Source organism: Enterococcus sp. AZ095b (genome assembly GCF_051714725.1).
In the GTDB taxonomy this organism is placed as follows: Bacteria; Bacillota; Bacilli; order Lactobacillales; family Enterococcaceae; genus Enterococcus_B; species Enterococcus_B pernyi.
The window spans coordinates 1-23870 of sequence record NZ_JBIOSL010000001.1 but is presented as its reverse complement, the minus strand read 5'-3'; the positions used below and the strand labels follow the sequence as shown (position 1 = coordinate 23870).

The following is a 23870-nucleotide window of genomic DNA, read 5'->3' as shown; positions in this document are numbered from 1 at the left end:
TCTGGGTGGAGGTTAAGTCAATCAATCCTTGCTATACTTACTATATAGAAAACAGCAAGCGTAACTTCTATTGAGAAGTTTATCAAACGAGAAAAGAGGCGATCATCATGCAAAAAAGAAATACGTTTCAAACAATCATTCTATTAGTGGTAGGTTTCTTCGTAGCTAGCTTTGTCCTCAATCTATTCGTTGGCGTGATCAGTGGTTTATTATGGTTAGGTATTAAATTATTGATTCCAGTAGCCATTGCGATTTGGTTAGTCCGTTGGATCACTCGCACCACGCAACAAAGAAAATACTACTAATACTATTTTCCTAAATGAAAAACAAAAAGAGGCAGAAAATTTCTGCCTCTTTTTTTACTTCTTTTAAATGATATATCATTTAACCTAATGCTACATCTAAGATCATCATGATAATAAAACCAGTCATAACACCAAAAACTGCATAGTGTCGTTTACTTGAAAGTGTTTGTTGCGCTTCAGGAATCAGTTCTTCCACGACGACGTAAATCATTGCACCCGCAGCAAAAGCTAAGGCATAAGGCAGTAAGACTGCAACTTTTGTCACTAAGATTGCCCCGATGACTCCAGCAATCGGTTCAACCACTCCTGAAGCTTGCCCATAGACAAAGGCTTTTGTTCGACTTAATCCTTCTTGTCGGAGAGGAATCGAAACAGCCGCACCTTCTGGAAAGTTTTGAATACCAATCCCTAACGCAACAGAGATCGCTGCTAGCACCGCAGTCGTTGGATTATCTGCAGTTGCCGCTGCACCAAATGCAACACCTACTGCTAAACCTTCTGGAATATTATGCAAGGTAATGGAAAAGACAAGCAAAATCGTGCGTTTTAAATGTGTTGGTAAGCCTTCTTTTTCGTGTGCTGGACCAAAATGCATGTGTGGTAAGATTTTGTCGGCAATGTATAAAAATAATCCCCCTAGCCCAAAACCAATACTCACCACAAGCCAAGCAATATCACCATTTTCTTCTGCTTTTGTGATTGCCGGATCTAATAAAGACCAAAAACTGGCGGCGATCATCACACCCGAAGCGAAACCTAACATCAAATTGAGTACATCTTTTTTGATTTCTTTAAAGAAAAAAACTAAGCCAGCCCCAAGCGCAGTCATAAAATAAGTAAACGCCGTACCCGTCAACGCTTGCTGCCAAGGTTCTAGCTTCAGTAACCAATCAACCATACAATTCCCCTTTCACCTTTTTATTCTTACTCTAGCATATTGCCAAAAATGTGACTACTATTCTACTATTAATCTGATGATCCTTTATTCTAAGCGGTTATCCCCTCACGTTTTTCCAATCATTCCCATACCACTTATGGTAAAGATCATCAACGACTTGAACATTTGTAATCGTCATGTTTGGATCGACCACCGTATCTTGCTTCTTACCTGAGGAAAGTAAATCGGCGACATGACGGATCTCAAAGACAAATTCACTATCCATTGGAAAATCTTTTGTTAACACTTTTCCGTTGTTCATCTGGATCGTATAATGGTCTGTTTTCCAATAGTTAGGGATGATGATCGTGCCTTTTTCTCCAACGATGGTATACGTACTAGTAAAATCCATTTTTGTCGTAAGGAATAAACTGATGAAAAGGTCTTTCTTCTTCAGGTTGACCATACACTCTTCATCCGTCAGACCTTCTCCATGTTCTACACATAAGCCGTTATATTCATCAAATCCTGTACCAAATAAATATTGACTGACACTTAATGGGTAAGAGGCGTTGGAAATCAATACGCCACCTCCTTGTTCCATCTTCCAAAACCAAGGGATTTTTTCAGAACCCGGTCGAGCATCACGAATATCGACTAATTTTACTTGACCGATTTTTTCTGATCCAATGGTTTTTTTTAAGTCTTCGATCGCAGGTAGAAATAGGGCTTTTTGTGCTTCCATGAGAAAAACCTTGTGCTCCTTAGCCAAGGCATAGAGTTCTTGTGCTTGCTCCGAATGTAGCGTAAAAGGCTTCTCTAAAAGCACATGTTTCTTTGCTTGGATCGCGGCTTTCGCGGCTGAAAAATGCAAGTGATTGATCAATGGAATATAAATCAGTTCTATCTCGTTGTCAGAAAGTAACGCTTCGTAACTGCCATACGCTTTTGGAATGCCTAACTCTGTGGCTAACTGTTGCGCCTTTTCTAAGCGACGTGTCGCAATCGCTACAGCTTGTGCCACGCCACTTTCTTTGATCCCCTCCACAACACGTGGCACGATCGAAGCACCGCTCATAATACCGATTTTCAGCATACTCTTCCTCCTAACATTTTGAATCCACTATAACATAGTTTCACACATTACTGGCACTTCACTCTACTTGGTTGAAAGTCGCTTTAGTTGGGCTTTTGATAAGGAAGATTTATACTTTAGACAATAAATATAATTTGTTTTTTTAGGGAGTGGATCAAAATGTCAACGATAAATGCCGGTATTGCCATGGTAAAAGTGCTTGAAAGCTGGGGAGTTGATCATATTTATGGGATTCCGGGTGGTTCGTTCAATTCCATTATGGATGCGTTGTACCATGAAAAAGACCAAATCGATTATATCCAAGTACGTCATGAAGAAGTAGGCGCGTTAGCTGCCGCAGCGGATGCCAAATTAACAGGAAAAGTCGGAGCTGTCTTTGGCTCAGCTGGTCCTGGAGCCACTCATTTGATCAACGGACTTTACGATGCTCAAATGGATCACGTCCCAGTTGTCGCCCTTTTAGGGCAAGTGGCTTCGACTTCTATGAATTATACTGCCTTTCAAGAATTAAATGAAAATCCAATTTTCGCTGATGTTAGTGTTTATAATCGGACAGTCATGACACCTGAAAGTTTACCTTATGTCGTTGATGAAGCGATCAAGGCAGCTTATGCACATCAAGGAGTCGCTGTTGTGACGATCCCAGTTGATTTTGGTTTTGAAGAAATCGAGTGGCAGGATGTTTCTAATGCTTCTACGTACAAAACAGGGGTGATCCTCCCTGAGATTGAAGACGTGAAAGCAGCCCTTCCTTATCTCGAACAAGCTCAAAAACCTGTCTTGTTCATCGGTCAAGGTGTTCGTCATGGCTATGATCAGATCAAGAAATTTACCGAATATTTCAAAATGCCCGTGGTTGCCTCTGTTTTAGCAAAAGGAATCGTGCCAGATGAAGACAAAAATTTTCTTGGATTTGCAGGTCGGGTAGCGACAAAACCTGCGAATGAAGCATTAGCAGAAGCCGATTTGATTTTATTTGTAGGAAGTGACTTTCCTTTTGGGCGAACCTTTTTCAATCCAGAAGCTGCTTTTATCCAAGTCGATATTGATGCCGCCAAATTCGGCCGCCGTCATCATACCGATTTAGCTATTTTAGGGGATGGTAAAACAACGTTAGAAAAACTGATTGAATTGGGGAACGAACGCACAGAAGATGCTTGGTATCTAGCCAATCAAGAAAATCTTCGCAATTGGCGGCGTTGGTTAACGTCCTTTGAAGAACCCACGGAGAAATCGATTCGACCAGAAGCGGTCTATAAAGAAATCAACCGAATTGCCGAACGTGATGCTATTTTTGTGACAGATGTTGGAAATACGACCATTCATTCGATTCGTTTACTGAACATGACTGGTGAGCAGTTACACACTACTTCGGGTTGGTTTGCGACGATGGGAAATGGTATACCCGGCGGAATCGCCGCTAAATTAAGCTTTCCGGAGAGACAAGTCTTTACTTTGAGCGGAGACGGCGGTTTTGCCATGGTGATGCAAGATATCTTGACTCAAGTCAGCTATCAGTTGCCAATCATCAATGTCGTTTTCTCAAATGATTCATTCGGATTTATCGAAGCAGAACAAGAAGATACTGAACAACAAAAATTTGGTGTTTCCCTTGAACAAGCTGATTTTGGGAAAGCCTGCGAAGCCTTAGGTGCCGATGGCTTCACGATCACACACTACGAACAATTACGCCCTGCCTTAGATGCTGCGGCGAAATCTGATCGACCAGTCGTGATCGACGTCAAGATCCCCAACAAACGGCCCTTACCTGTCGAAGACTTACACTTAGACCCAAGAAAGTATAGCGAAGAAGAAATTGAGCGCTTCAAAGAAAAATACGAAGTACATGATATGCCGGTGCTTCATGAAATATATACGCATCATCTTTCTAAACAGTTGTAAAAGTCCAGTAAACCACAACTTAGTGAGAAAAGATCCACCTCAAATTGATAGGATTTGAGGTGGATCTTTTTCAAATTTCATACACTTATTTTATTACTAATCATCTAAACGCATAAACGATCTGATTGATCCCAACGACCATAAAATAAAATCCAACTAAAAAACTTAGCGTCAACGCAGAGGATAAAGGATTGAATAATAAAATAATACCTAGTAAGATACCCAATACATTGATGACCACTGTAAACCAATAATGTCCTGCGCTTATTCCTCTGAATAAATCAGCAGTAAATAAAGCCAAAACAGAATCAATAATAAACCAAACAGCGAAGACAAATGGTAGTGCAACTACCCCCGCACCAATATTGAAAATGAAAAAGATCCCAATCAATAAATCAATGATCCCAATCACTATCGGCATCTTCCCTTTATATCCTGTCAGTTCTTTTACTCGACTACGTAGAAATAACTCAAATAATCCTTTTAGGATCGCAAAAATAGCAAATACAATAACGATAGCAACTAAGTTACCTACTGGATCGCGAAAAGAAATCAAGGAAACTAAAACAAATAGTATCCCCAAAATAAGTGAACCCCAATCAATTTTTCTACTTTCTTTCATTTTAATCCCTACTTTCTTCTAATCTATTTCTATCTTACGCCCCCATTTAAATAACTTCAAAAATTTAGCATTTATGAAAATGCTTTAGTTGTAAAAAAACGGTTTATCTCTTTTCTTCTTTTGATTGTTTCACGTGAAACGTAAAGAATTACTGATTTCCTTGAAACTTTCAACATTCCCCTATATAATTCTAGAAGACTTGGCAAATATTATAAACATAAAGTGAGGAAAAAAATTGATTACTGTAAATGATGTAAGTTTGCACTTTTCAGATCGCAAACTATTTGATGATGTTAATATAAAATTCACTCCCGGCAATTGTTATGGCTTAATTGGAGCAAATGGCGCAGGTAAATCAACATTCCTTAAAGTATTATCAGGTGACTTGCAACCTTCAACAGGCTCTGTCACATTAGGTCCAGATGAACGTATGGCTGTTTTGAAACAAAACCACTATGACTATGAAGAATATACTGTGATGGAAACAGTAATCATGGGTCATAAACGTTTATATGAAGTAATGAAAGAAAAAGATGCCATCTATATGAAAGAAGATTTCACAGATGAAGATGGGATTCGTGCGGCAGAATTAGAAGGCGAATTTGCAGAATTAAACGGATGGGAAGCAGAACCAGAAGCAGCCGTTTTACTCCAAGGATTAAATATTCCTGAAGAGTTGCATCATCAATTGATGAGCGAACTAACTGGTGGCCAAAAAGTGAAAGTGTTGCTTGCACAAACGCTATTCGGTAAACCAGATGTTTTACTTTTAGATGAGCCGACAAACGGACTAGATATCCAATCGATCAACTGGTTAGAAGAATTTTTGATCGAATTTGAGAATACAGTGATCGTTGTTTCCCATGACCGTCATTTCTTGAATAAAGTATGTACCCACATGGCAGATTTAGACTTTGGAAAAATCAAGCTTTATGTAGGAAACTACGATTTCTGGTTAGAATCAAGCCAATTAGCAACTAAGTTACAAGCAAACGCCAATGCGAAAAAAGAAGAACAAATCAAAGAATTACAAGACTTTATCGCACGTTTCAGTGCAAATGCGTCAAAATCAAAACAAGCGACATCCCGTAAAAAAATGTTAGAAAAAATCACATTGGATGATATCCAACCTTCTTCACGTCGCTATCCTTTCGTTGGATTCAAACCAGAGCGTGAAATTGGAAATGACTTACTACAGGTAGAAAACGTTAGTGTGACAATAGATGGTAAAAAGATTTTAAATGATATATCATTTACATTAAACAAAGAAGACAAGGTAGCATTCGTTGCCGAAAACGATATAACAACTACAACGCTATTTAAAGTTATCATGGGCGATCTAACACCTGATACCGGTACTGTCCGTTGGGGTGTAACAACTAGCAATGCTTATCTACCAAAGGATACAACGAAGGAATTCGATACGGACTTAACGATTCTTGATTGGTTACGTCAATATGCAAGTAAAGAAGAAGACGACAATACGTTCTTACGTAGCTTCTTAGGTCGTATGTTGTTTTCTGGAGAGGAAGTACTAAAACCCGTGAATGTTCTTTCTGGGGGCGAAAAAGTGCGTTGCATGCTTTCTAAATTGATGCTTTCAAAAGCAAACGTCCTTGTCTTAGACGACCCAACGAATCATTTAGATTTAGAATCAATTACTGCATTGAATGATGGTTTGATGGCATTTTCAGGTTCGATCCTATTTGCTTCTCATGACCACCAATTCATCCAAACGTTAGCAAATCGTATCATTGCTGTTTCTGATAAAGGCGTGATCGATCGTGCAGATACGACATATGATGAATTCTTAGAGAACAAAGACATCCAAAAACAATTAGAACAATTGTGGAACTAAATATTCCAAAAATAACTATAAAAACAGCTGTACAACGTGAGTAGTCTTACGTTGTACAGCTGTTTTTCTTTTTTATCGACTTACACCCATTGAAAAGATGGCGATACACCCATAGCCTGTATGACTGGCGATCGTTGGTCCTAAGGGATAGAGTTTGATTTCTTTTGTTTTGATATTTTCTTCTAATAATTTTTTGGCTTTCTCAGCACTTTCTAGGTCTCCGGCATAAGCGATATACACCGTTTGTTCCAATGGAGCTACGATCGTTTTGACCGTTTCCTCCACGATTTTCTGAATGGATTTGTTTCTACCACGCACTTTATCGACATTCTTCAAATGACCACTTGGTTCAACGGTAATGATCGGCTTCACGCTTAACAGACTACCAATAGCAGCACTTGCTTTAGAGATGCGTCCTCCACGTTCTAAATGTTTTAAATCATCAACGGTTACCCAAGAATGAACTTTTAGGTAATTATTTTGTAACCAAGCCAATGTTTCTTCCAAAGAATAACCCGATTCTTTCAAACGAACAGCTTCTAATACAAGTAGTCCTTCCCCGATACTTGCGGCTTTCGTATCAAACACATGAACTTGCGGGTCCTCATAGGTTTCTTTCAATAATTCGACTGCTTGTAAGGCACTGCTGTAAGAACCACTCATGCCACTCGAAAAAGCAACGTACAAGACTGGGATACCTTTCTCCACATAGCTACGGAAGAACTCCAAATAGCGACCCACATTGATTTGTGAGGTCGTAGGCATTGCTCCTTCACGTAACTGTTGGATGTACCCTTCATAATCAAATGTTTTTCCCAGATCATCGATTCGTATTTCCTCACCAATCTGGATCTCCATGGATAAAAAATCAACATTTGCATTTGCCAACACTTGATAGGGCAGATCGCAACATGAATCTGTGACTATTTGATACATTCGTTCCAACTCCTTTTTTTCTCCACTTTTCATCGCAGTCTATTATAGCAAACTCCTTTAATTTTAAATAACTTCAGCTCTTATATTCGTTGTACTTGGTACAAGCCAATCAAGCGAACGCTTAAATGAACACGATCAGTCTAAAACAAAAGTCACATTCATTTTTGTGTGTCGCCCTAAAACCGATAAATAATGGCAATAGGAGTAATCTCTTGGGAAATAAAGCGACAACCACAAAAATTAGAAAAACAATTTTCGTGGTTGTCGCCGTATTTCTCGAGGCTAAACACTTCTGTCCCGATTTCATTTATTTCTCGTGATTTCAGTGGTCCACTCATTCTTAAAGAATGTTCCTGTTAGCGAATCATCACTGAAAGGCTTAGATTTGCGCCCACACGCTTTCTAAGATATTTGTTTGGTTTCGGTCAGGACCTACTGAAAATGTTGAAATACGCACGCCTACAAGCTCTGAGATACGTCTTACATAGTTACGAGCATTTTCTGGTAATTCAGCTAGTGTGCGACAAGCAGTAATGTCTTCTGACCAACCTGGCAATTCTTCGTAGATTGGTTTGCAACGGTTCAATTCTTTCAAACTCGCTGGATAATGATAGATTCGTTCACCGTCTAATTCGTATGCTGTACAGATTTTCACTGTTTCCAAACCGCTCAAGACATCGATCGAATTCAATGATAGATTCGTGATACCTGACACACGTTTTGAGTGACGCATCACGACTGTATCAAACCAGCCGACACGACGTGGACGTCCAGTCGTTGTACCATATTCGCGACCGACTTCACGAATTTGTTGACCTGTTTCATCAAACAATTCAGTAGGGAATGGGCCATCTCCCACACGTGAAGTGTAAGCTTTACATACACCGACCACTTTATTGATTTTTGAAGGTCCGACACCACTACCGATCGTCACACCACCAGCCACTGGATTTGATGAGGTAACAAACGGATACGTTCCTTGATCGATATCCAACATCACACCTTGTGCGCCTTCAAATAAAACACGTTTTCCTGCATCTAACGCATCATTTAAGATAACTGATGTATCCGTCACGTATTGTTTGATTTGTTGTCCATATTCGTAGTATTCTTCAAAGATTTCTTCAAATTCAATTGGCTCTGAATCGAACATTTTCACAAATTGACGGTTTTTATCGTCTAGATTCACTCGTAAACGCTCTTCAAAAATTTCTTTATCTAATAAATCGGCTACACGGATTCCGACACGAGCGGCTTTGTCCATATAAGCAGGGCCAATCCCTTTGATGGTCGTACCGATTTTATTTTCTCCTTTTGCATCTTCTTGCAATTGGTCTAATTTGATATGATACGGTAAAATCACATGCGCACGATCAGAAATACGTAAATTATCTGTCGTCACATTTTTTTCATGTAAATAAGCCAATTCTTTGACTAAAGATTTCGGATTGACTACTACACCATTCCCGATCACGCTGATTTTATCTTTGTAAAAAATCCCCGAAGGAATCAAGTGCAGTTTATACGTAACACCATCGAATTTAATTGTGTGTCCCGCATTGTCGCCACCTTGGTACCGTGCGATCACTTCAGCATTTTCACTAAGAAAGTCAGTAATTTTTCCTTTCCCTTCGTCGCCCCATTGTGTACCCACTACTACTACAGATGACATTTGAACACCTCATTTAATATTATTTAATCCTGAATTATTGTAACAATACTTCAAACTTTATTCAACTAAAATCGAATGATATTTAATATATTTTAGAGAAAACGTTTAAAAAGCGAACATTATAATTTTCTATGTTCCATTGGTTACTAACAAGTAGGCGCCTGACCTGACTGAGTTTGAAAAACCATCTTCGGACATTCGTCCTCTCGCACCACCAAAAATCGAATAAACGGTGGGAATAGAAATAACCTCTTTGAAAAATAAAGCGCCAGCCACAAAAATTTGAAGAACAATTTTCGTGGCTGGCACCTTATTTCTCGAGGCTAAACACTTCTGTCCCGACCTCGATGTTTGATTTATTCAGATTTATTCAGATTTATTCAGATTTATTCGTCCTAATATTCTTCTCGCGGAGAAAGCGAGGAAAATTTATTGTATTCTTTGATAAAGAGCAATTCGACCGTTCCCCTTGCTCCACTCCGGTTTTTTTCAATGATGACTTCGATCACATTATCGTTTTGTGGTTCTGGCGCATCACCATCTTCGCCACCTTCACGTTCGTAGTAATCATCACGATATAAGAATGCCACGATATCCGCATCCTGCTCAATCGAACCAGACTCACGGATATCACTTAAGACAGGCCGTTTATCTTGGCGTTGTTCCACTCCACGAGAAAGCTGGGAAAGAGCAATGACGGGAACTTTTAATTCTTTCGCTAGTTTTTTCAATTGACGTGAGATATCGGATACTTCTTGTTGACGGTTTTCTTTCCCATTTCCTTCGATCAACTGCAAGTAATCGATGAGTATCAAGCCTAGATTTCCTTTTTCTTGTGCAAGTTTCCGACATTTTGCTCGTATCTCAGAGATTTTGATCCCTGGTGTATCATCAATAAAGATATTTGCTTTCGATAAACTACCCATCGCAACAATCAAATTGGACCATTCTTCTTCGGACAGCTGTCCCGTACGTAAGTGACTCGCTTCAATCGAACCTTCCGCACAAAGCATCCGGTTGACCAGTGATTCTGCCCCCATCTCTAGACTGAAGATCGCTACAGAACGATCCGTTTTTGTACCAACATTTTGGGCAATATTCAAGGCAAAGGCTGTTTTCCCTACTGCCGGACGTGCAGCCAAAATAATCAGCTCTTCTGCTTGGAAGCCAGCAGTCATTTTATCTAATCCTTGGTAACCAGTTGGCAAACCTGTGATCTCTTCATTGTTTTGCGCGAGTTGGTCAATATTTTCAATCGTAGAATTCAAGACTTCCGCAATAGATAAGAACCCGCTACGGTTACGTTTTTCTGATACTTCAAGAATGCTACGTTCCGCATCATCTAAGATGGATTGGACTTCTTCTCCTTGTTCAAATCCTCTAGTCACGATCCCTGTTGCTGTTTGGATCAAATTACGGAGCAATGATTTTTCTTCCACGATTTTTGCGTAGTAGACAATGTTCGCTGCCGTTGGTACAGCTAAAGCTAAATCAGATAAGTAACTGACTCCACCAGCATCTTCCAAGAGATTTCGTTGCTCCAAACGATCTTTGACGGTCACGACATCAATCGCTTCACTACGGTCATTCAATTCGATCATGATTTCAAAAATGATTTGATGTCCCCGACGATAAAAATCTTTCGGTTCTATGTACTCCATGGCATCGATGATCGTTTCAGCGTCTAGAAAAACAGAACCTAGAACCGCTTGTTCAGCTTCAATATTTTGCGGTGGAATTCGATCCTGCCACACTTCACTCATATTCTATCGCTCCTTGCTTTCAATTGCTTCATTTTACAAGAAAATGGCAGAAAAGTCATCCCTAAAATGAACATCTGTTCCAAAAGCTCTTCCTTCGAAAATAGGCCGCAAAAGTCAAAAATAATCGAAAGCGATTTTTGTCCTCTGCGGCTGATTTATCGAAGTGATTTCGTCACATGTTCTTTTCGTTTATTCAGAGACAACGTGTACCTTGATCGTTGCAGTTACTTCATGGTGTAGTTTCACAGGTACGTTGGTATAGCCTAACGTACGAATTGGGTTGTTCAACTCAATTTTACGTTTGTCTAATTTTACTTTGTATTGCTTATTCAAGCCTTCAGCGATTTGTTTCGATGGGATCGAGCCAAATAAACGGCTATCTTCTCCTGCTTTGGCTTTTAATTCCACGACTGTTTCTTCTTTTTCAAGAAATTCTTTTAATTTTTTGGCTTCTTCAAGAATTTCTGCTTCTTGTTTTTCTTGGGCTTTTTTCTGTCCTTCTAACTGACTGATGCTGCTTTTATTTGCTTCTTTTGCCAGATTGTTTTTGATCAAATAATTTTGCGCATAGCCTGTAGGAACTTCCTTGACATCGCCTTTTTTGCCTTTGCCTTTAACATCTTGTAAGAAAATGACTTTCATCTCATCTACTCCTTTTTATATAATTGATTCATATTTTCTTGGATAGCAGCGAGCAGTTGTTGTTTTGCTTCTTCTACAGTCACATTTTCCAGTTGTGTTGCCGCATTGGTGAAATGTCCGCCACCGCCTAAGGATTCCATGATCAATTGGACATTGATCGTTCCTGTGCTGCGGGCACTGATACCAACTAAGCCATCCGTCCGTTTCGTAATGACGAAAGCGCCGTTGATATTGACCATTGAGAGCAACGTATCTGCTGTTTTTGCTGCGATAACACTATTATACTCTTTTTCATCCGTCCCTGCTGCCACCACAATATCCTCCGTCACTTGTTCATTGTGGGCGATCAAGTGGCTGATTTCTAAATAAGTGGCTAAATCAGAGCTCAATAAATATTGTACTAAGGATGCGTCCGCACTACAAGTCTTTAAATAGCTTGCAACATCAAACGTACGTGCTGTCGTTCGCACATTGAAGTTATTCGTATCAACGGTCATGCCAGCTAACAACAACGTCGCCTCTAAACGGCTGATCCGATTGGTTCGGCTACTTTGGTATTGGATTAATTCTGTGACTAATTCAGAGGCAGAAGACGCAGAAGATTCAATATACGTTAAGAGCGGTTTGCTTGGAAACTCTTCGCCTCGACGATGATGGTCAATGATCACGATCTTATCAAATTGCTCGTAAAGGCTCTGAGAGATCGATAGCGATGGTTTATGGTAATCGACCATTACGAGTAGATCCTTGTCTTTCTTAAGCTCCATTGCGCGTTCTGGCGTAATCAATTGCATCTCCAACTCTGGTTCTTTATGGATTTCTGTTAAACAGCGTTCCACATCTGGAATGATTTCTTTTTCATCGATGACGATATAGGCTTTTTTCTGATTGAAGCGCGCCAGACAACTGACTCCAACGGCTGAACCGATAGCGTCCATATCAGGGAAGCGATGCCCCATAATAAATACATCGCCTGTTTCATCAAAAATTTTGCGTAAAGCAGTACTCATCGCCCGTGAACGAACGCGCGTACGTTTGATGGTCGTTGCTGATTTCCCACCATAGTAAGTAGGTTTCGCTCCTTCACGAACTTCTTTCACCACGACCTGATCCCCACCACGAACCAAAGCGATATCTAAGTTATTTTGAGCTTCGCTACCGATTTCTTCTAGTGTTTGTTGTCCATAGGCAATTCCCATACTAAGGGTCAACGGATGGTTTTGTCTTTCAGCTTCTGCTCGTAAGCGATCTAAGAGATCAAATTTCTTATCCATCATTTTCTTTAAGTCACTCATCTGTCCAAAAAAGAAAAAGCGCTCTGAATTGATTCGTTTAAAAAACACATGATATTCATTCATCCAGTCAGAAATCAGTGTCGTAATGAAGGAGTTCAAATAAGAAACTTCTTTTTCATCCAATTTATCGACCGTATCTGCATAGTTATCGATTGAAAGAATCCCGATGATTGGCTGGCTATTCACTTGATGGATCTTCAGTAGTTGGTTCTGGGTCACGTCAATAAAATAAACGACCCCTTTCACCGTATCCAATTCAAACTGAAACGTTTTGTCAGCTAAATAGACTTGATTTTTCTTCTTTTCTTTTGCTGAAAAAAAAGTTTCTAACAAGTCTGCTTCCAATAAAGAGCTTTGGTCTTTCACATTCAATGCGAAAGGATTCAGCCAATCAATGGTTTGTGTCGCTGGTTGGTAAGAGATGATTCCGACTGGCATGATCTCAGAAACATAATTCAAATTGGATTCCGCAACTGTGGAAGCTTGTTGGATCTTATCACGATTCCTTAGAGTCAACCACCGTTTCATCTTTAAACCATAACGAATACAAAATAGATTCACGATCAGGATGAACAACGCACTGATCAAGCGAAATGGCATCAATAATACAACCAAAACTTCTGCAAGGATCAATAAAAGAATGAGCAGAGGGCTCGGGCTTACTTTTATTTTTTCTTTATCCATGTCTTTCCTCCCGTAACTGATTAGCCTAATTTTACCATAACTCATGTCATGTAAGCGACTAAACACCTAAATGGAACAAAAAGAGGAAGTCACGACAGTAGTCATAACTTCCTCTGTAATGGTTTGAAACGATTGGGTATTCCTACAGAATCATTCCTAAAGCGAATTATTCTTCGCCAACGAATGGTAGTAATCCCATGATACGTGCGCGTTTGATTGCAATCGTAATTTTACGTTGGTTTTTAGCGCCTGTACCTGTTACACGACGTGGCAAAATTTTACCACGTTCTGAGATAAATCTTTTTAGCAATTCGATATCTTTATAATCGATATATTCAATATGGTTAGCAGCGATGTAGTCTACTTTACGACGTTTACGTCCGCCTCTTCTTTGTTGTGCCATTCTATTTCCCTCCTATCAAATTCGTTTAGAATGGTAAATCATCGTCTGAAATGTCGATCGTTGAGCTTGATCCGAATGGATCAGAAGAATCACGATCAAAATCAGGCATACCGTTGGATGATTGAGATGTTTGATTATAGTTATTGTTTCCGCCGTTTCCGCCAAAATTATTTGTCGATTGACCAGTGTCTTGGTAGCCACCGCTTTGTTGACGGTTTTCAGATGCTGCACGACTTTCCAATAATTGGAAGTTTTCAGCAACTACTTCTGTTACGTACACACGTTGTCCTTGTTGATTATCATAAGAACGCGTTTGAATACGACCAGTTACACCTAAAAGTGTTCCTTTATGTGCATAGTTTGCTAGTGTTTCTGCTGATTTTCGCCAAATCACACAATTAATAAAATCCGCCTCACGGTTGCCGTTTTGGCTCGTGAAGTTACGATTGACAGCTAAAGTGAACGTTGCTACAGCAGTGCCACTTGATGTATATCGTAAATCTGGATCTTTTGTCAGACGTCCAACTAGTACAACGTTATTAATCAAAATGGTCATCTCCTCTCATCGTTTGATTGTTCCATGTGAAACAATAATTAAGCTTCTTCTTTTACGATCATGTGACGAACGATATCGTCATTGATTTTAGCAAGACGATCAAACTCGTTGATTGCATCTGCTGATGATGGAGAAGATACTTTAACGATGTGATAGATACCTTCACGGTAACCGTTCATTTCGTATGCTAAACGGCGTTTTTCCCAATCTTTTGATTCGATAACTTCAGCTCCGTTATCTTTCAAGATTGAATCGAAACGTTCGATTAAAGCAGTTTTTGCTTCTTCATCAATGTTTGGACGAATAATATACATGATTTCATATTTCGTGTTTTCCATTGATTTTTCACCTCCCTATGGACTTTCGGCTCTCAGCTTTCCCAAGAGCAAGGAGAGTTTTCTAATAAATTAGACTACTCACAATCCTCAATTATACACGCAATGCACTAAAAAAGCAAGCTGCTGTTCTTTGTTTTCCAAATTTTTTCTTTTGAGACGACCAAAAACTCCCAAAGATAGTTTTACCTATTCTTGGGAGTTTTGATTTTAGACGTTCACTTTTGCTTTACGCCTATTTCTATTCTTCTGTATGATCTGTTTCCACATCAACTGTCTCTGCTTCGACAGTCGTTTCTTCCGCAGGTTCTGGTTCTACTGCTGCCATGGTCACCACTTTCGTTTCTGCTTCCATCTTGATCAAGCGCACGCCTAGCGTTGCCCGACCTGTCTGAGAAACCGTTGAAACGTTGAAGCGGATGATGACACCTTTGTCTGTGATCAACATAATATCTTCTTCGCCTGTCACCGTCGTCAATCCAGCTAATGGACCATTTTTCTCAGTGATATTCGCAGTTTTGATCCCTTTACCCCCACGTCCTTTGACAGGGTACTCAGAAACCTTGGTACGTTTTCCATAACCTTTTTCTGTGATGATCAAGACTTCATGATCCTCATTCATCAAGGCTGCTCCAACGACGTAATCGTCTTCTCTCAAACGAACCCCACGAACCCCAGAGGCTGTACGTCCCATATCACGAACGGCATCTTCTGCAAAAGTCACAGAATAGCCATCGTGTGTACCAATGATGATGTTTGATTGGCCATCAGTCAATAAGACGTTGACCAATTCATCATTTTCTTTCAAACCAATCGCAATCAACCCATTGCTACGGATATTGGCAAAAGCAGTGACAGTCGTACGTTTGACTGTTCCTTGGCGTGTAGTAAAGAACAAGTAATGCCCTTCCTCTGCTTCACCAGTTACTGCGATGATGGCTTGGATCTTCTCACTTGAATCAATGCCCAGTAAGTTGATGATCGGAATCCCTTTTGCTGTACGTCCGTACTCTGGGATCTCGTATCCTTTCGCACGATACACTTTTCCGTTATTAGTAAAGAACAGCAATGTATCATGTGTGGAGCAAGAAACAAGATTTTTCACGAAATCATCGTTATGAACACCCATTCCTTGGATGCCTCGACCTCCACGACGTTGTGCGCGGAATTCGTTGTTGGCTAAACGTTTGATATAGCCATTATTCGTCAATGTGATCACGATTTCTTCTTCTTCGATTAAATCTTCGTCTTCTAAACTCAAGACTTCACCGACCAGTAATTCTGTACGACGTTTGTCGCCAAATCGTTGACTCAATTCAGCAAGTTCGGTTTGAATGATTTCTGTTACTCGTTCAGGGCGAGCAAGAATATCAGCTAAATCTTCAATGAGTTTCAATAATTCTTGGTATTCATTTTCGATTTTTTCTCTTTCCAAACCAGTCAAACGGCGTAAACGCATATCTAAGATTGCTTGCGATTGACGGTCAGAAAGATCGAAGCGCTCGATCATCGCGTTTTTCGCTTCTTCATCTGATTTGGACCCACGAATGATCGCGATGATTTCATCAATATGATCTAAGGCGATTCGTAGTCCTTCTAAGATATGTGCTCTTGCTTCTGCTTTATCTTTTTCAAAGACCGTACGACGTGTAATAACTTCGCGTTGGTGTTCAATATAATTTTCAAGGATCTGCTTCAAGCTTAGAACTTTCGGTACGCCTTTTTCGATTGCTAACATATTGAAACCAAATGAGTTTTGTAAGGATGTCAATTTGTAGAGATTGTTCAAAATGACAGAGGCACTCGCGTCACGACGCACATCGATCACGATACGCATTCCTTCACGAGAAGATTCATCTCTTAGATCTGTGATCCCTTCAATTCGTTTGTCACGGTGCAATTCTGAAATTCGCTCAATCAATTTCGCTTTATTGACCATATATGGCAATTCAGTGACTAAGATCCGCTCTTTTCCATTTGGCATTTCCGTGATTTCTACTTTTGCTCGAACAGTGATTGAACCTTTTCCTGTTTCATACGCTCGACGAATGCCGGATTTCCCCATGACTAATCCGCCGGTAGGAAAATCAGGCCCAGGTAAGACTTCCATCAATTCATTGGTTGTCACATCTGGATTTTCCATCAATAGATCAATCGCTGCTACAACTTCTGTCAGATTATGTGGGGGAATATTCGTCGCCATTCCGACTGCGATCCCTGTCGTACCATTGACTAGCAAGTTAGGAAAACGTGCCGGTAAGACAACTGGTTCTTTTTCCGTATCATCATAGTTGCTTTGGAAATCGACCGTATTTTTATTGATATCACGTAACATTTCTGTCGCGATCTTACTCATTCTGGCTTCAGTATAACGCATCGCAGCTGCGCCATCTCCATCAACTGACCCAAAGTTTCCATGACCATCTACTAACATGTAGCGATAGCTAAAAGGCTGCGCCATCCGAACCATTGATTCATAGATCGCACTGTCACCATGGGGATGGTATTTACCCATGACGTCCCCCACGATTCTGGCTGATTTCTTGTGTGCTTTGTCTGGTGTGACACCTAGTTCATTCATCCCATATAAAATACGGCGGTGAACTGGTTTTAATCCATCTCTAACATCTGGTAGAGCCCGAGCGACAATGACACTCATGGCGTAATCTATGAAGGAGTCTTTCATTTCGCTAGTTAGATTGACATCATGGATGTTTTCTCTGATTTCTTCACTCATTTTTCTTCCTCCTTCATGATTAAATATCTAGATTTTTAACATAGTGAGCATTTTCTTCAATGAATGCACGACGAGGTTCCACTCGATCGCCCATCAACATTTCAAATACTTCATCGGCAGCAATCGCATCATCTACACTGACACGAGCCATCATACGTTTGCTTGGGTCCATCGTCGTTTCCCATAGTTGATGATCATCCATCTCACCAAGCCCTTTGTATCGTTGAACACTTGGTTTTGGTGTTGCTGGTAGTGATTCGATGACTTTTCTCAACTCTTCTTCGGCATTTTTCCCTGGTTGGACATATGTGATTTTCTTTCCTTGTTTAACGCCATATAGCGGTGGTTGCGCGATATAAACATAGCCGGCTTCCACGATTGGGCGCATATAACGATAAAAGAGCGTCAATAGCAACGTACGAATGTGGGCACCATCGACATCGGCATCGGTCATGATGACTAATTTATGGTAACGTGCTTTGGACACGTCGAAATCTTCACCAAATCCTGTACCCATCGCTGTAAACAGTGAGCGAATTTCTTCGTTGGCTAAAATTTTATCCATACTTGCTTTTTCAACGTTCAAGATTTTCCCGCGGATCGGTAAAATCGCTTGAAATTCACGGCTTCGTCCTTGCTTTGCTGAACCACCGGCTGAATCTCCTTCGACGATGAACAATTCACTTTTTTCAGGATCATTGCTGGAACAATCGGCTAATTTACCAGGTAGATTACTGATTTCCAATGCTCCTTTTCTCCGCGTCACTTCACGCGCGCGTTTAGCCGCTAAGCGGGCTCTAGAGGCAAGTAGTCCTTTTTCGACGATCTGACGGCCCACACTTGGGTTTTCCAATAAGAATTTCATGAAATGCTCACTGAACAAACGATCAGTGACCGTACGTACTTCTGAGTTTCCTAATTTTGTTTTCGTTTGTCCTTCAAACTGAGGATCTGGATGCTTGATCGAAATGACTGCTGTCAATCCTTCACGCACATCTTCACCTGTTAAATTATCATCATTTTCTTTCATCAATTTTTGCTTACGTGCATAATCATTGATGACCCGTGTCAAAGCTGTCTTAAATCCTGATTCATGTGTTCCGCCTTCGTACGTATGGATATTGTTGGCAAAGCTCATGATATTGGAATGATAACCGTCTGTATATTGCATCGAAACTTCGACAGTGATTTCTTGTTGCTCCCCTTCTAAATAAACAGGTTCTGGGAAAATCACTGTTTTGCTCGCATTTAAATATTCGACGTAGCTTTTGATTCCACCGTCGTAATGGTATTCTTTCACGACAGGCTTTTCTTCGCGACGATCTTCAATTGAGATTTTCATCCCACGATTCAAGAAAGCCAGCTCACGAATACGAGTCGCCAATTTATTAAAGTCGAAAGTTGTCGTTTCTGTAAAAATTTCTGGGTCTGGGATGAAGTGAACGGTCGTTCCACTTAAATCAGTGTCACCGATGACTTTCAAATCATCGACTACCGCCCCACGACGATATTCTTGGTAATAGATCTTGCCATCTTTGTACACTTTGACATCTAATAGTGTCGATAGTGCATTCACAACGGACGAACCAACCCCATGAAGACCACCGGATACTTTGTAGCCGCCTCCGCCAAATTTACCACCCGCATGCAAGACAGTAAACACTGTTTCTACAGCTGGACGACCAGTCTTTGCTTGGATATCGACCGGAATCCCACGACCATCATCGATGACAGTGATACTGTTGTCTTCCTCAATGATGACTTGGATCTTTGTCGCAAATCCTGCCAAGACTTCATCGATCGAATTATCGACAATTTCCCATACTAAGTGGTGAAGTCCTTCTGAACTTGTTGAACCAATGTACATCCCCGGACGTTTCCGAACGGCTTCAAGACCCTCAAGCACTTGAATCTGACTGGCATCATATTCTTTTGCGCGCTCGACTAAACTTCTTTCTTCTGTCATGTATGTTTATTCTCCTTTTATTTCTCCCTGCTGAACATAAAAAATCTCAGGTTCAACAGTCATTTTATTTTTAACGTGATCCAGGGAGGTAGTAGTTAAGAATGTCTGTACTTTCCCTTCAATCGTTTCAAGTAAATGGAGTTGACGTTGGTCGTCTAACTCACTCATTACATCATCCAGTAATAGGATCGGATACTCGCCTGTTTCTTCTTTGATCAAATCGATTTCTGCTAATTTGACACTTAATGCCGTTGTTCGCTGTTGACCTTGAGAACCAAAATTTTGCACGTTTTTTTCATTGACAAAAAAAGAAAGGTCATCTCGATGGGGACCCACAGTCGTTGTCCCTCGAAAGAGATCTTTCTTTTTGTTTTGTTCGAGCAACGTTAAAAATTGTGACTGGATCTCTTGAACTGTCATAGTGTCTAAAGAAGAGAGGGCGGTCACATATTCGATTGCCAACTGTTCTCTTTGATGCGTGATTTGTTGATGTAAAGAATTTGCCCAATATTCTAAACGCTTGATAAACTGCGCTCTTGCCTTTAGTACTTTGCTACCAAATTCTGCTAGTTGTTCAGATAAAATATCAAGATAAAGTAAATCCGTTTGTTTTTTCTCATTCAATTGCTTCAAATACTGATTTCTCTGCTTTAGGATTGCTTGATATTGGACAAGATCGTAAAGATAGATTGGATTGATCTGACCTAATTCCATATCTAAAAATTTGCGTCGGATCTGTGGGCTTCCTTTCACTAAAGAAAGATCTTCAGGAGCAAATAAAATGACATTCAATTGTCCAACATAACTACTCAACTTCTTTTGTTCGATATGATTGATCTTTGTTTTTCGTCCTTTTTTAGACAGTTGGATCTCTAACGGGATCTTAGAGGTTCCTCTTGTGATCTCCCCTTGGATCATCGACTGCTCATCGTTCCATCCAATCAACTCTTGTTCACTATTTGTACGATGACTTCTTGTCACTGCAAGCACATAAATACTTTCCAAAAGATTCGTTTTTCCTTGGGCATTTTCTCCTAAAAAAATCACGAGGTTTTTGGAAAAATCAATTTGCAATTCTTGATAGTTTCGATAATTTTTGAGGTGCAGCTTATTCAGCCTCATTATCGTTATTCCCTTTTTTTACCATAAAAAAAGTTCCTGCTTCTGGAACTTCGATCATCATACCGGGATAAAGCTTTCGTCCACGACGATTTTCTGGCTCGCCATCAACCAAAACCGTGTTTTCTGCTAAATACCATTTTGCTTGTCCACCACTGCCGATGACGGTGACTTCTTTCAGCATTTGACCCAACGTCATAAACTCAGTTTTTAGAATGACTTGTTGTTTCACTCTTCATCCCTCATTTTCATTATTAAAAGTATACTTTATTATACCCTTTTTTTCGCAAGAAAACAAATTTATCCATATATTTTTCCATATGAGCGGATTTAAATGAAAAAAGGTGATTTGAACAAAAAGAAACAGAAAGCCTTAAAATTGATTTTAGGGCCTTCTGTTTAAAATGGTTTATTTTTCAGTTTATTTTCAATTAGTATTTTAGTTTGTGCGTACTGGAGTGATCAATTGGATGAATTGTACCCCATCTTCCGTTGGTTCTAACGTAAATGGACGAATGGCAGAAATGAATTTTACTTTGATACTCATATCGCCAAATGCACGCAAAGCAGCTTTCATATAGTCCGGATTAAAGGAAATATCCAGCGGATCACCGGTGCTAGTCGTATAGTTCAAGCTTTCTTCTACTTTTCCGATTTCAGGAGAATTACCGTATAGAACAACAGAATCAGGCTGGATCGACAAACGAACGATATTGTTGCGTCCTTCATGTGAGAGCAAAGAGGCACGCTCAATCGCTGCTAAAAAGCTTGGGACAGAAAATTCAACTTCGGTATTGAAACTTGAAGGAATCAAACGATTCGTATCGGGATAATTCCCTTCTAGCAAGCGTGAATAAAAATACATATTTTCAGTTTTGAACAATACTTGGTTTTCCATAATACTGATTTCTACGATTTCTTCTTCATTTGTCAATGAACGTGATAATTCAGTCAAACTTTTTCCAGGAATCACGATATCGAATTGATCAGCTGATTGTTCGATCGGGATCACTCGTTGACTCAAACGATGTGAGTCAGTTGCTACTGCTAATAACGAGTTGTCTTTCAAAATGAAATGAACACCTGTAAGAATTGGGCGACTTTCATGTTGAGAAACAGCAAACACTGTTTCATTGATCAATTTGGTCAATACATGTACAGGCAATTTCATCTGGTTGTGACTTTCTACAACAGGAAGATGAGGGTAATTATCCGCATCTAACCCATTCACTAAGAAATTCGCTTTCCCTGAAGTAATGGCCACTTGTTTGTTTTCTAGCACTTCTAGCGTAAAGGTTTCTTCGGGCAATCGACGAATGATTTCACTGAAGAAGCGAGCTTGTAGAACAATGGCTCCTGTTGTTTCAATTTGCATTTGCGCTTTTTCATTTTCAACAGATAGAAATGTCTCAATTGAAATATCTGCATTACTACCTGTTAAAGTCAGGCCTTCTTGATTGAGGGTGATTTTAACCCCAGTCAAAATAGGAATTGTCGTTTTACTTGAAATCGCACGCTGAACAGTTTGCAATTCTTGCATAAATGTTGCGCGGTTTAAGGTTACTTTCATTGTAGATCTCCTTTGCCATATATTTATTTTATTATTAGTAAATAAAGTAATAAAAGTATTAGGTACTGTTGATACTGTGGAAAACTATAAAAATGCTAGAAGAGAAAAGAAAAAACAGCTGTGGAAAATATGTGCATAACTTTTGAATGATTTCTAATTTTATCCACAAGGTGTTTTTCTTTCTATCAAGCATCTTTTTAGTTTAATAGGAAATTTTTGATTTCTGATACTTCATTTTGCATGCTGACACTTGAATCGATCAGTTGCTGGATTTTTTCGTGCGCATGGATGACAGTTGTATGATCTTTTCCACCAAATTCGGCGCCGATTTTAGGAAGCGAGCTATCGGTTAATTCCCGAGCCAAGTACATAGCGATTTGACGAGGAACAACGATCGATTTGACGCGTTTCTTTCCTTTTAGATCCTTTAATTGAATATGGTAATACTTTGCAACTTCTTCTTGGATCTGCAAAATCGAGAGTTGCGGGTGACCTTTGCCAGATTTCAATGTCTTTAAAGCGTCCGCAGCTAAACTAGTTGATATATCTTCACTGTTCATCGTAGCAAATGCTTGAACACGTACAAGAGCGCCTTCTAGTTCACGAATGTTGGAATCGATTTGTCCTGCAATATAACTTAAGGTATCATCAGGGATTTCTAGGCGTTCTGCTGCGGCTTTTTTTCTCAAAATAGCTGTTCTTGTTTCAAGGTCAGGTGGCGTGATATCTACTGAAAGTCCCCAAGCAAAGCGAGAAACGAGACGTTCCTGCAATTTTGGGATTTCGTTTGGTAAACGATCACTCGTCAGGACGATTTGTTTTCCTTCATTGTAGAGCGCATTGAAGGTATGGAAAAATTCTTCTTGAGTTGCTTCTTTTTCAGCAAAAAATTGAATATCATCGACTAATAGTAAGTCGACATTTCGATATTCTTGGCGAAATTCTTCGGCCGTTTTATTTTGGATCGAATTGATAAAATCATTGGCAAACGTCTCACTGCTTACATATTTGACCTTCGCATTTGGCTGACTTAACAACATTTGATGACCAATTGCGTGCATCAAGTGAGTCTTACCAAGTCCGACACCACCATAGAAGAACAATGGATTATAAATCGAACCAGGATCTTCAGCAACTACCAAGGCAGCGGCATGAGCCATCTGGTTACCTTTTCCGATTACAAATGTATCGAAGGTATACTTAGGATTCAACATCGCTTTTTTGATTGGTGTGATTGGGGGAACTTTCATTGTTTTGATTTCTTCTACTTCTTCTTGTTCCGCTTCTTCACCGGTTACAAAACGTGGAATGATTTCTTTTCCCGTTAACATGTAGCCGACCTCAACAATCTTTGTTGCGAGATTTTTTTCCCAATATTCCTTATGGATCTTGCTTGGAACAGTCACCACTAATTGGCTTTGTTCTAAGGATTTAGGTTGTGCTGTCTCAATCCAAGTATTGTAACTTGCTGGAGACAGTTCTTTTTGATAAGTCGTTTTTAATTCAGTCCATAAAGCATCGAGGGATACCAT

Annotated in this window: 20 protein-coding genes; 3 read left to right on the top strand and 17 right to left on the bottom strand. The window is 39.9% G+C overall.

Annotated features, from left to right (window positions below; genetic code table 11):
* The first annotated feature begins 107 nt into the window (after positions 1-107).
* Positions 108-305: a hypothetical protein gene (locus tag IGJ99_RS00100; protein ID WP_438770421.1), complete on the top strand. Its 198-nt coding sequence runs from the start codon at positions 108-110 to the stop codon at positions 303-305.
* Positions 306-384: 79 nt separating this feature from the next.
* Here IGJ99_RS00100 and IGJ99_RS00095 read toward each other — a convergent pair whose 3' ends face one another.
* Entirely contained in the window at positions 385-1203 is an 819-nt protein-coding gene (locus tag IGJ99_RS00095; RefSeq protein WP_438770420.1) for a ZIP family metal transporter, read from the bottom strand.
* A 97-nt stretch (positions 1204-1300) separates the two neighbouring features.
* Positions 1301-2278, bottom strand: coding sequence for a Gfo/Idh/MocA family protein (locus IGJ99_RS00090; protein ID WP_438770417.1), 978 nt, complete (start codon positions 2276-2278; stop codon positions 1301-1303).
* Positions 2279-2437: 159 nt separating this feature from the next.
* Between IGJ99_RS00090 and spxB the strand changes: the two genes are divergently transcribed.
* Positions 2438-4180 carry a pyruvate oxidase gene (gene spxB, locus IGJ99_RS00085; protein WP_010734547.1) on the top strand — a complete coding sequence of 581 codons (1743 nt, stop codon included), beginning with the start codon at positions 2438-2440 and terminating at the stop codon, positions 4178-4180.
* Between the two features lie 100 nt (positions 4181-4280).
* Here spxB and IGJ99_RS00080 read toward each other — a convergent pair whose 3' ends face one another.
* On the bottom strand, positions 4281-4802 hold the full coding sequence (locus IGJ99_RS00080; protein WP_438770415.1) for an HdeD family acid-resistance protein: 522 nt from the start codon (positions 4800-4802) through the stop codon (positions 4281-4283).
* 235 nt (positions 4803-5037) lie between these two features.
* Here IGJ99_RS00080 and IGJ99_RS00075 point away from each other — a divergent pair, with 235 nt between their 5' ends.
* A complete protein-coding gene (locus tag IGJ99_RS00075) occupies positions 5038-6660 on the top strand; it encodes an ABC-F family ATP-binding cassette domain-containing protein (RefSeq protein WP_029594258.1) in 1623 nt (540 codons plus the stop codon).
* A gap of 72 nt (positions 6661-6732) precedes the next feature.
* On the opposite strand, the gene IGJ99_RS00070 is transcribed toward IGJ99_RS00075, so the two are convergent.
* The 14 genes from IGJ99_RS00070 to dnaA all read right to left on the bottom strand — a co-directional run.
* Positions 6733-7596 carry a DegV family protein gene (locus tag IGJ99_RS00070; protein WP_010734550.1) on the bottom strand — a complete coding sequence of 288 codons (864 nt, stop codon included), beginning with the start codon at positions 7594-7596 and terminating at the stop codon, positions 6733-6735.
* Positions 7597-7975: 379 nt separating this feature from the next.
* Positions 7976-9268: an adenylosuccinate synthase gene (locus tag IGJ99_RS00065; protein ID WP_010734551.1), complete on the bottom strand. Its 1293-nt coding sequence runs from the start codon at positions 9266-9268 to the stop codon at positions 7976-7978.
* Positions 9269-9663: 395 nt separating this feature from the next.
* On the bottom strand, positions 9664-11031 hold the full coding sequence (gene dnaB / locus IGJ99_RS00060) for a replicative DNA helicase (protein WP_010734552.1): 1368 nt from the start codon (positions 11029-11031) through the stop codon (positions 9664-9666).
* Positions 11032-11220: 189 nt separating this feature from the next.
* Positions 11221-11673 carry a 50S ribosomal protein L9 gene (gene rplI, locus IGJ99_RS00055; RefSeq protein WP_010734553.1) on the bottom strand — a complete coding sequence of 151 codons (453 nt, stop codon included), beginning with the start codon at positions 11671-11673 and terminating at the stop codon, positions 11221-11223.
* Positions 11674-11678: 5 nt separating this feature from the next.
* Complete coding sequence (locus IGJ99_RS00050; protein WP_010734554.1) at positions 11679-13652, bottom strand: DHH family phosphoesterase; 1974 nt, start codon at positions 13650-13652, stop codon at positions 11679-11681.
* 166 nt (positions 13653-13818) lie between these two features.
* Positions 13819-14055 carry a 30S ribosomal protein S18 gene (rpsR, locus tag IGJ99_RS00045; RefSeq protein WP_010734555.1) on the bottom strand — a complete coding sequence of 79 codons (237 nt, stop codon included), beginning with the start codon at positions 14053-14055 and terminating at the stop codon, positions 13819-13821.
* A gap of 25 nt (positions 14056-14080) precedes the next feature.
* The gene (ssb, locus tag IGJ99_RS00040; RefSeq protein WP_010734556.1) at positions 14081-14602 is read right to left on the bottom strand and encodes a single-stranded DNA-binding protein; all 522 of its coding nucleotides are present in this window, start codon (positions 14600-14602) and stop codon (positions 14081-14083) included.
* Positions 14603-14649: 47 nt separating this feature from the next.
* Positions 14650-14949, bottom strand: a complete 300-nt coding sequence (gene rpsF, locus IGJ99_RS00035; RefSeq protein ID WP_019723039.1) for a 30S ribosomal protein S6 — start codon at positions 14947-14949, stop codon at positions 14650-14652.
* Between the two features lie 238 nt (positions 14950-15187).
* Complete coding sequence (gene gyrA / locus IGJ99_RS00030) at positions 15188-17683, bottom strand: DNA gyrase subunit A (protein WP_023518859.1); 2496 nt, start codon at positions 17681-17683, stop codon at positions 15188-15190.
* 19 nt (positions 17684-17702) lie between these two features.
* Complete coding sequence (gyrB, locus tag IGJ99_RS00025; protein WP_010734559.1) at positions 17703-19649, bottom strand: DNA topoisomerase (ATP-hydrolyzing) subunit B; 1947 nt, start codon at positions 19647-19649, stop codon at positions 17703-17705.
* 6 nt (positions 19650-19655) lie between these two features.
* The gene (recF, locus tag IGJ99_RS00020) at positions 19656-20771 is read right to left on the bottom strand and encodes a DNA replication/repair protein RecF (protein WP_438770413.1); all 1116 of its coding nucleotides are present in this window, start codon (positions 20769-20771) and stop codon (positions 19656-19658) included.
* Positions 20758-21000, bottom strand: a complete 243-nt coding sequence (gene yaaA, locus IGJ99_RS00015) for a S4 domain-containing protein YaaA (protein WP_019723041.1) — start codon at positions 20998-21000, stop codon at positions 20758-20760. The genes recF and yaaA overlap by 14 nt, the downstream gene beginning before the upstream one ends.
* Before the next feature lie 207 nt (positions 21001-21207).
* The gene (gene dnaN, locus IGJ99_RS00010) at positions 21208-22338 is read right to left on the bottom strand and encodes a DNA polymerase III subunit beta (RefSeq protein WP_023518858.1); all 1131 of its coding nucleotides are present in this window, start codon (positions 22336-22338) and stop codon (positions 21208-21210) included.
* 197 nt (positions 22339-22535) lie between these two features.
* Positions 22536-23870, bottom strand: a 1335-nt coding sequence (dnaA, locus tag IGJ99_RS00005) for a chromosomal replication initiator protein DnaA (RefSeq protein ID WP_023518857.1), incomplete at its 5' end; no start/stop codon positions are given.

What these genes read in the sequence shown, in the direction of transcription:
- IGJ99_RS00080 (WP_438770415.1), bottom strand. Translation starts at nt 4,802, where the DNA reads ATGAAAGAAAGTAGAAAAATTGATTGGGGTTCACTTATTTTGGGGATA.
- gyrB (WP_010734559.1), bottom strand. Translation starts at nt 19,649, where the DNA reads ATGACAGAAGAAAGAAGTTTAGTCGAGCGCGCAAAAGAATATGATGCC.
- rplI (WP_010734553.1), bottom strand. Translation starts at nt 11,673, where the DNA reads ATGAAAGTCATTTTCTTACAAGATGTTAAAGGCAAAGGCAAAAAAGGC.
- IGJ99_RS00065 (WP_010734551.1), bottom strand. Translation starts at nt 9,268, where the DNA reads ATGTCATCTGTAGTAGTAGTGGGTACACAATGGGGCGACGAAGGGAAA.
- dnaB (WP_010734552.1), bottom strand. Translation starts at nt 11,031, where the DNA reads ATGAGTGAAGTGTGGCAGGATCGAATTCCACCGCAAAATATTGAAGCT.
- rpsF (WP_019723039.1), bottom strand. Translation starts at nt 14,949, where the DNA reads ATGGAAAACACGAAATATGAAATCATGTATATTATTCGTCCAAACATT.
- IGJ99_RS00050 (WP_010734554.1), bottom strand. Translation starts at nt 13,652, where the DNA reads ATGGATAAAGAAAAAATAAAAGTAAGCCCGAGCCCTCTGCTCATTCTT.
- spxB (WP_010734547.1), top strand. Translation starts at nt 2,438, where the DNA reads ATGTCAACGATAAATGCCGGTATTGCCATGGTAAAAGTGCTTGAAAGC.
- IGJ99_RS00095 (WP_438770420.1), bottom strand. Translation starts at nt 1,203, where the DNA reads ATGGTTGATTGGTTACTGAAGCTAGAACCTTGGCAGCAAGCGTTGACG.
- gyrA (WP_023518859.1), bottom strand. Translation starts at nt 17,683, where the DNA reads ATGAGTGAAGAAATCAGAGAAAACATCCATGATGTCAATCTAACTAGC.
- recF (WP_438770413.1), bottom strand. Translation starts at nt 20,771, where the DNA reads ATGAGGCTGAATAAGCTGCACCTCAAAAATTATCGAAACTATCAAGAA.
- dnaN (WP_023518858.1), bottom strand. Translation starts at nt 22,338, where the DNA reads ATGAAAGTAACCTTAAACCGCGCAACATTTATGCAAGAATTGCAAACT.
- rpsR (WP_010734555.1), bottom strand. Translation starts at nt 14,055, where the DNA reads ATGGCACAACAAAGAAGAGGCGGACGTAAACGTCGTAAAGTAGACTAC.
- IGJ99_RS00070 (WP_010734550.1), bottom strand. Translation starts at nt 7,596, where the DNA reads ATGTATCAAATAGTCACAGATTCATGTTGCGATCTGCCCTATCAAGTG.
- IGJ99_RS00090 (WP_438770417.1), bottom strand. Translation starts at nt 2,278, where the DNA reads ATGCTGAAAATCGGTATTATGAGCGGTGCTTCGATCGTGCCACGTGTT.
- IGJ99_RS00100 (WP_438770421.1), top strand. Translation starts at nt 108, where the DNA reads ATGCAAAAAAGAAATACGTTTCAAACAATCATTCTATTAGTGGTAGGT.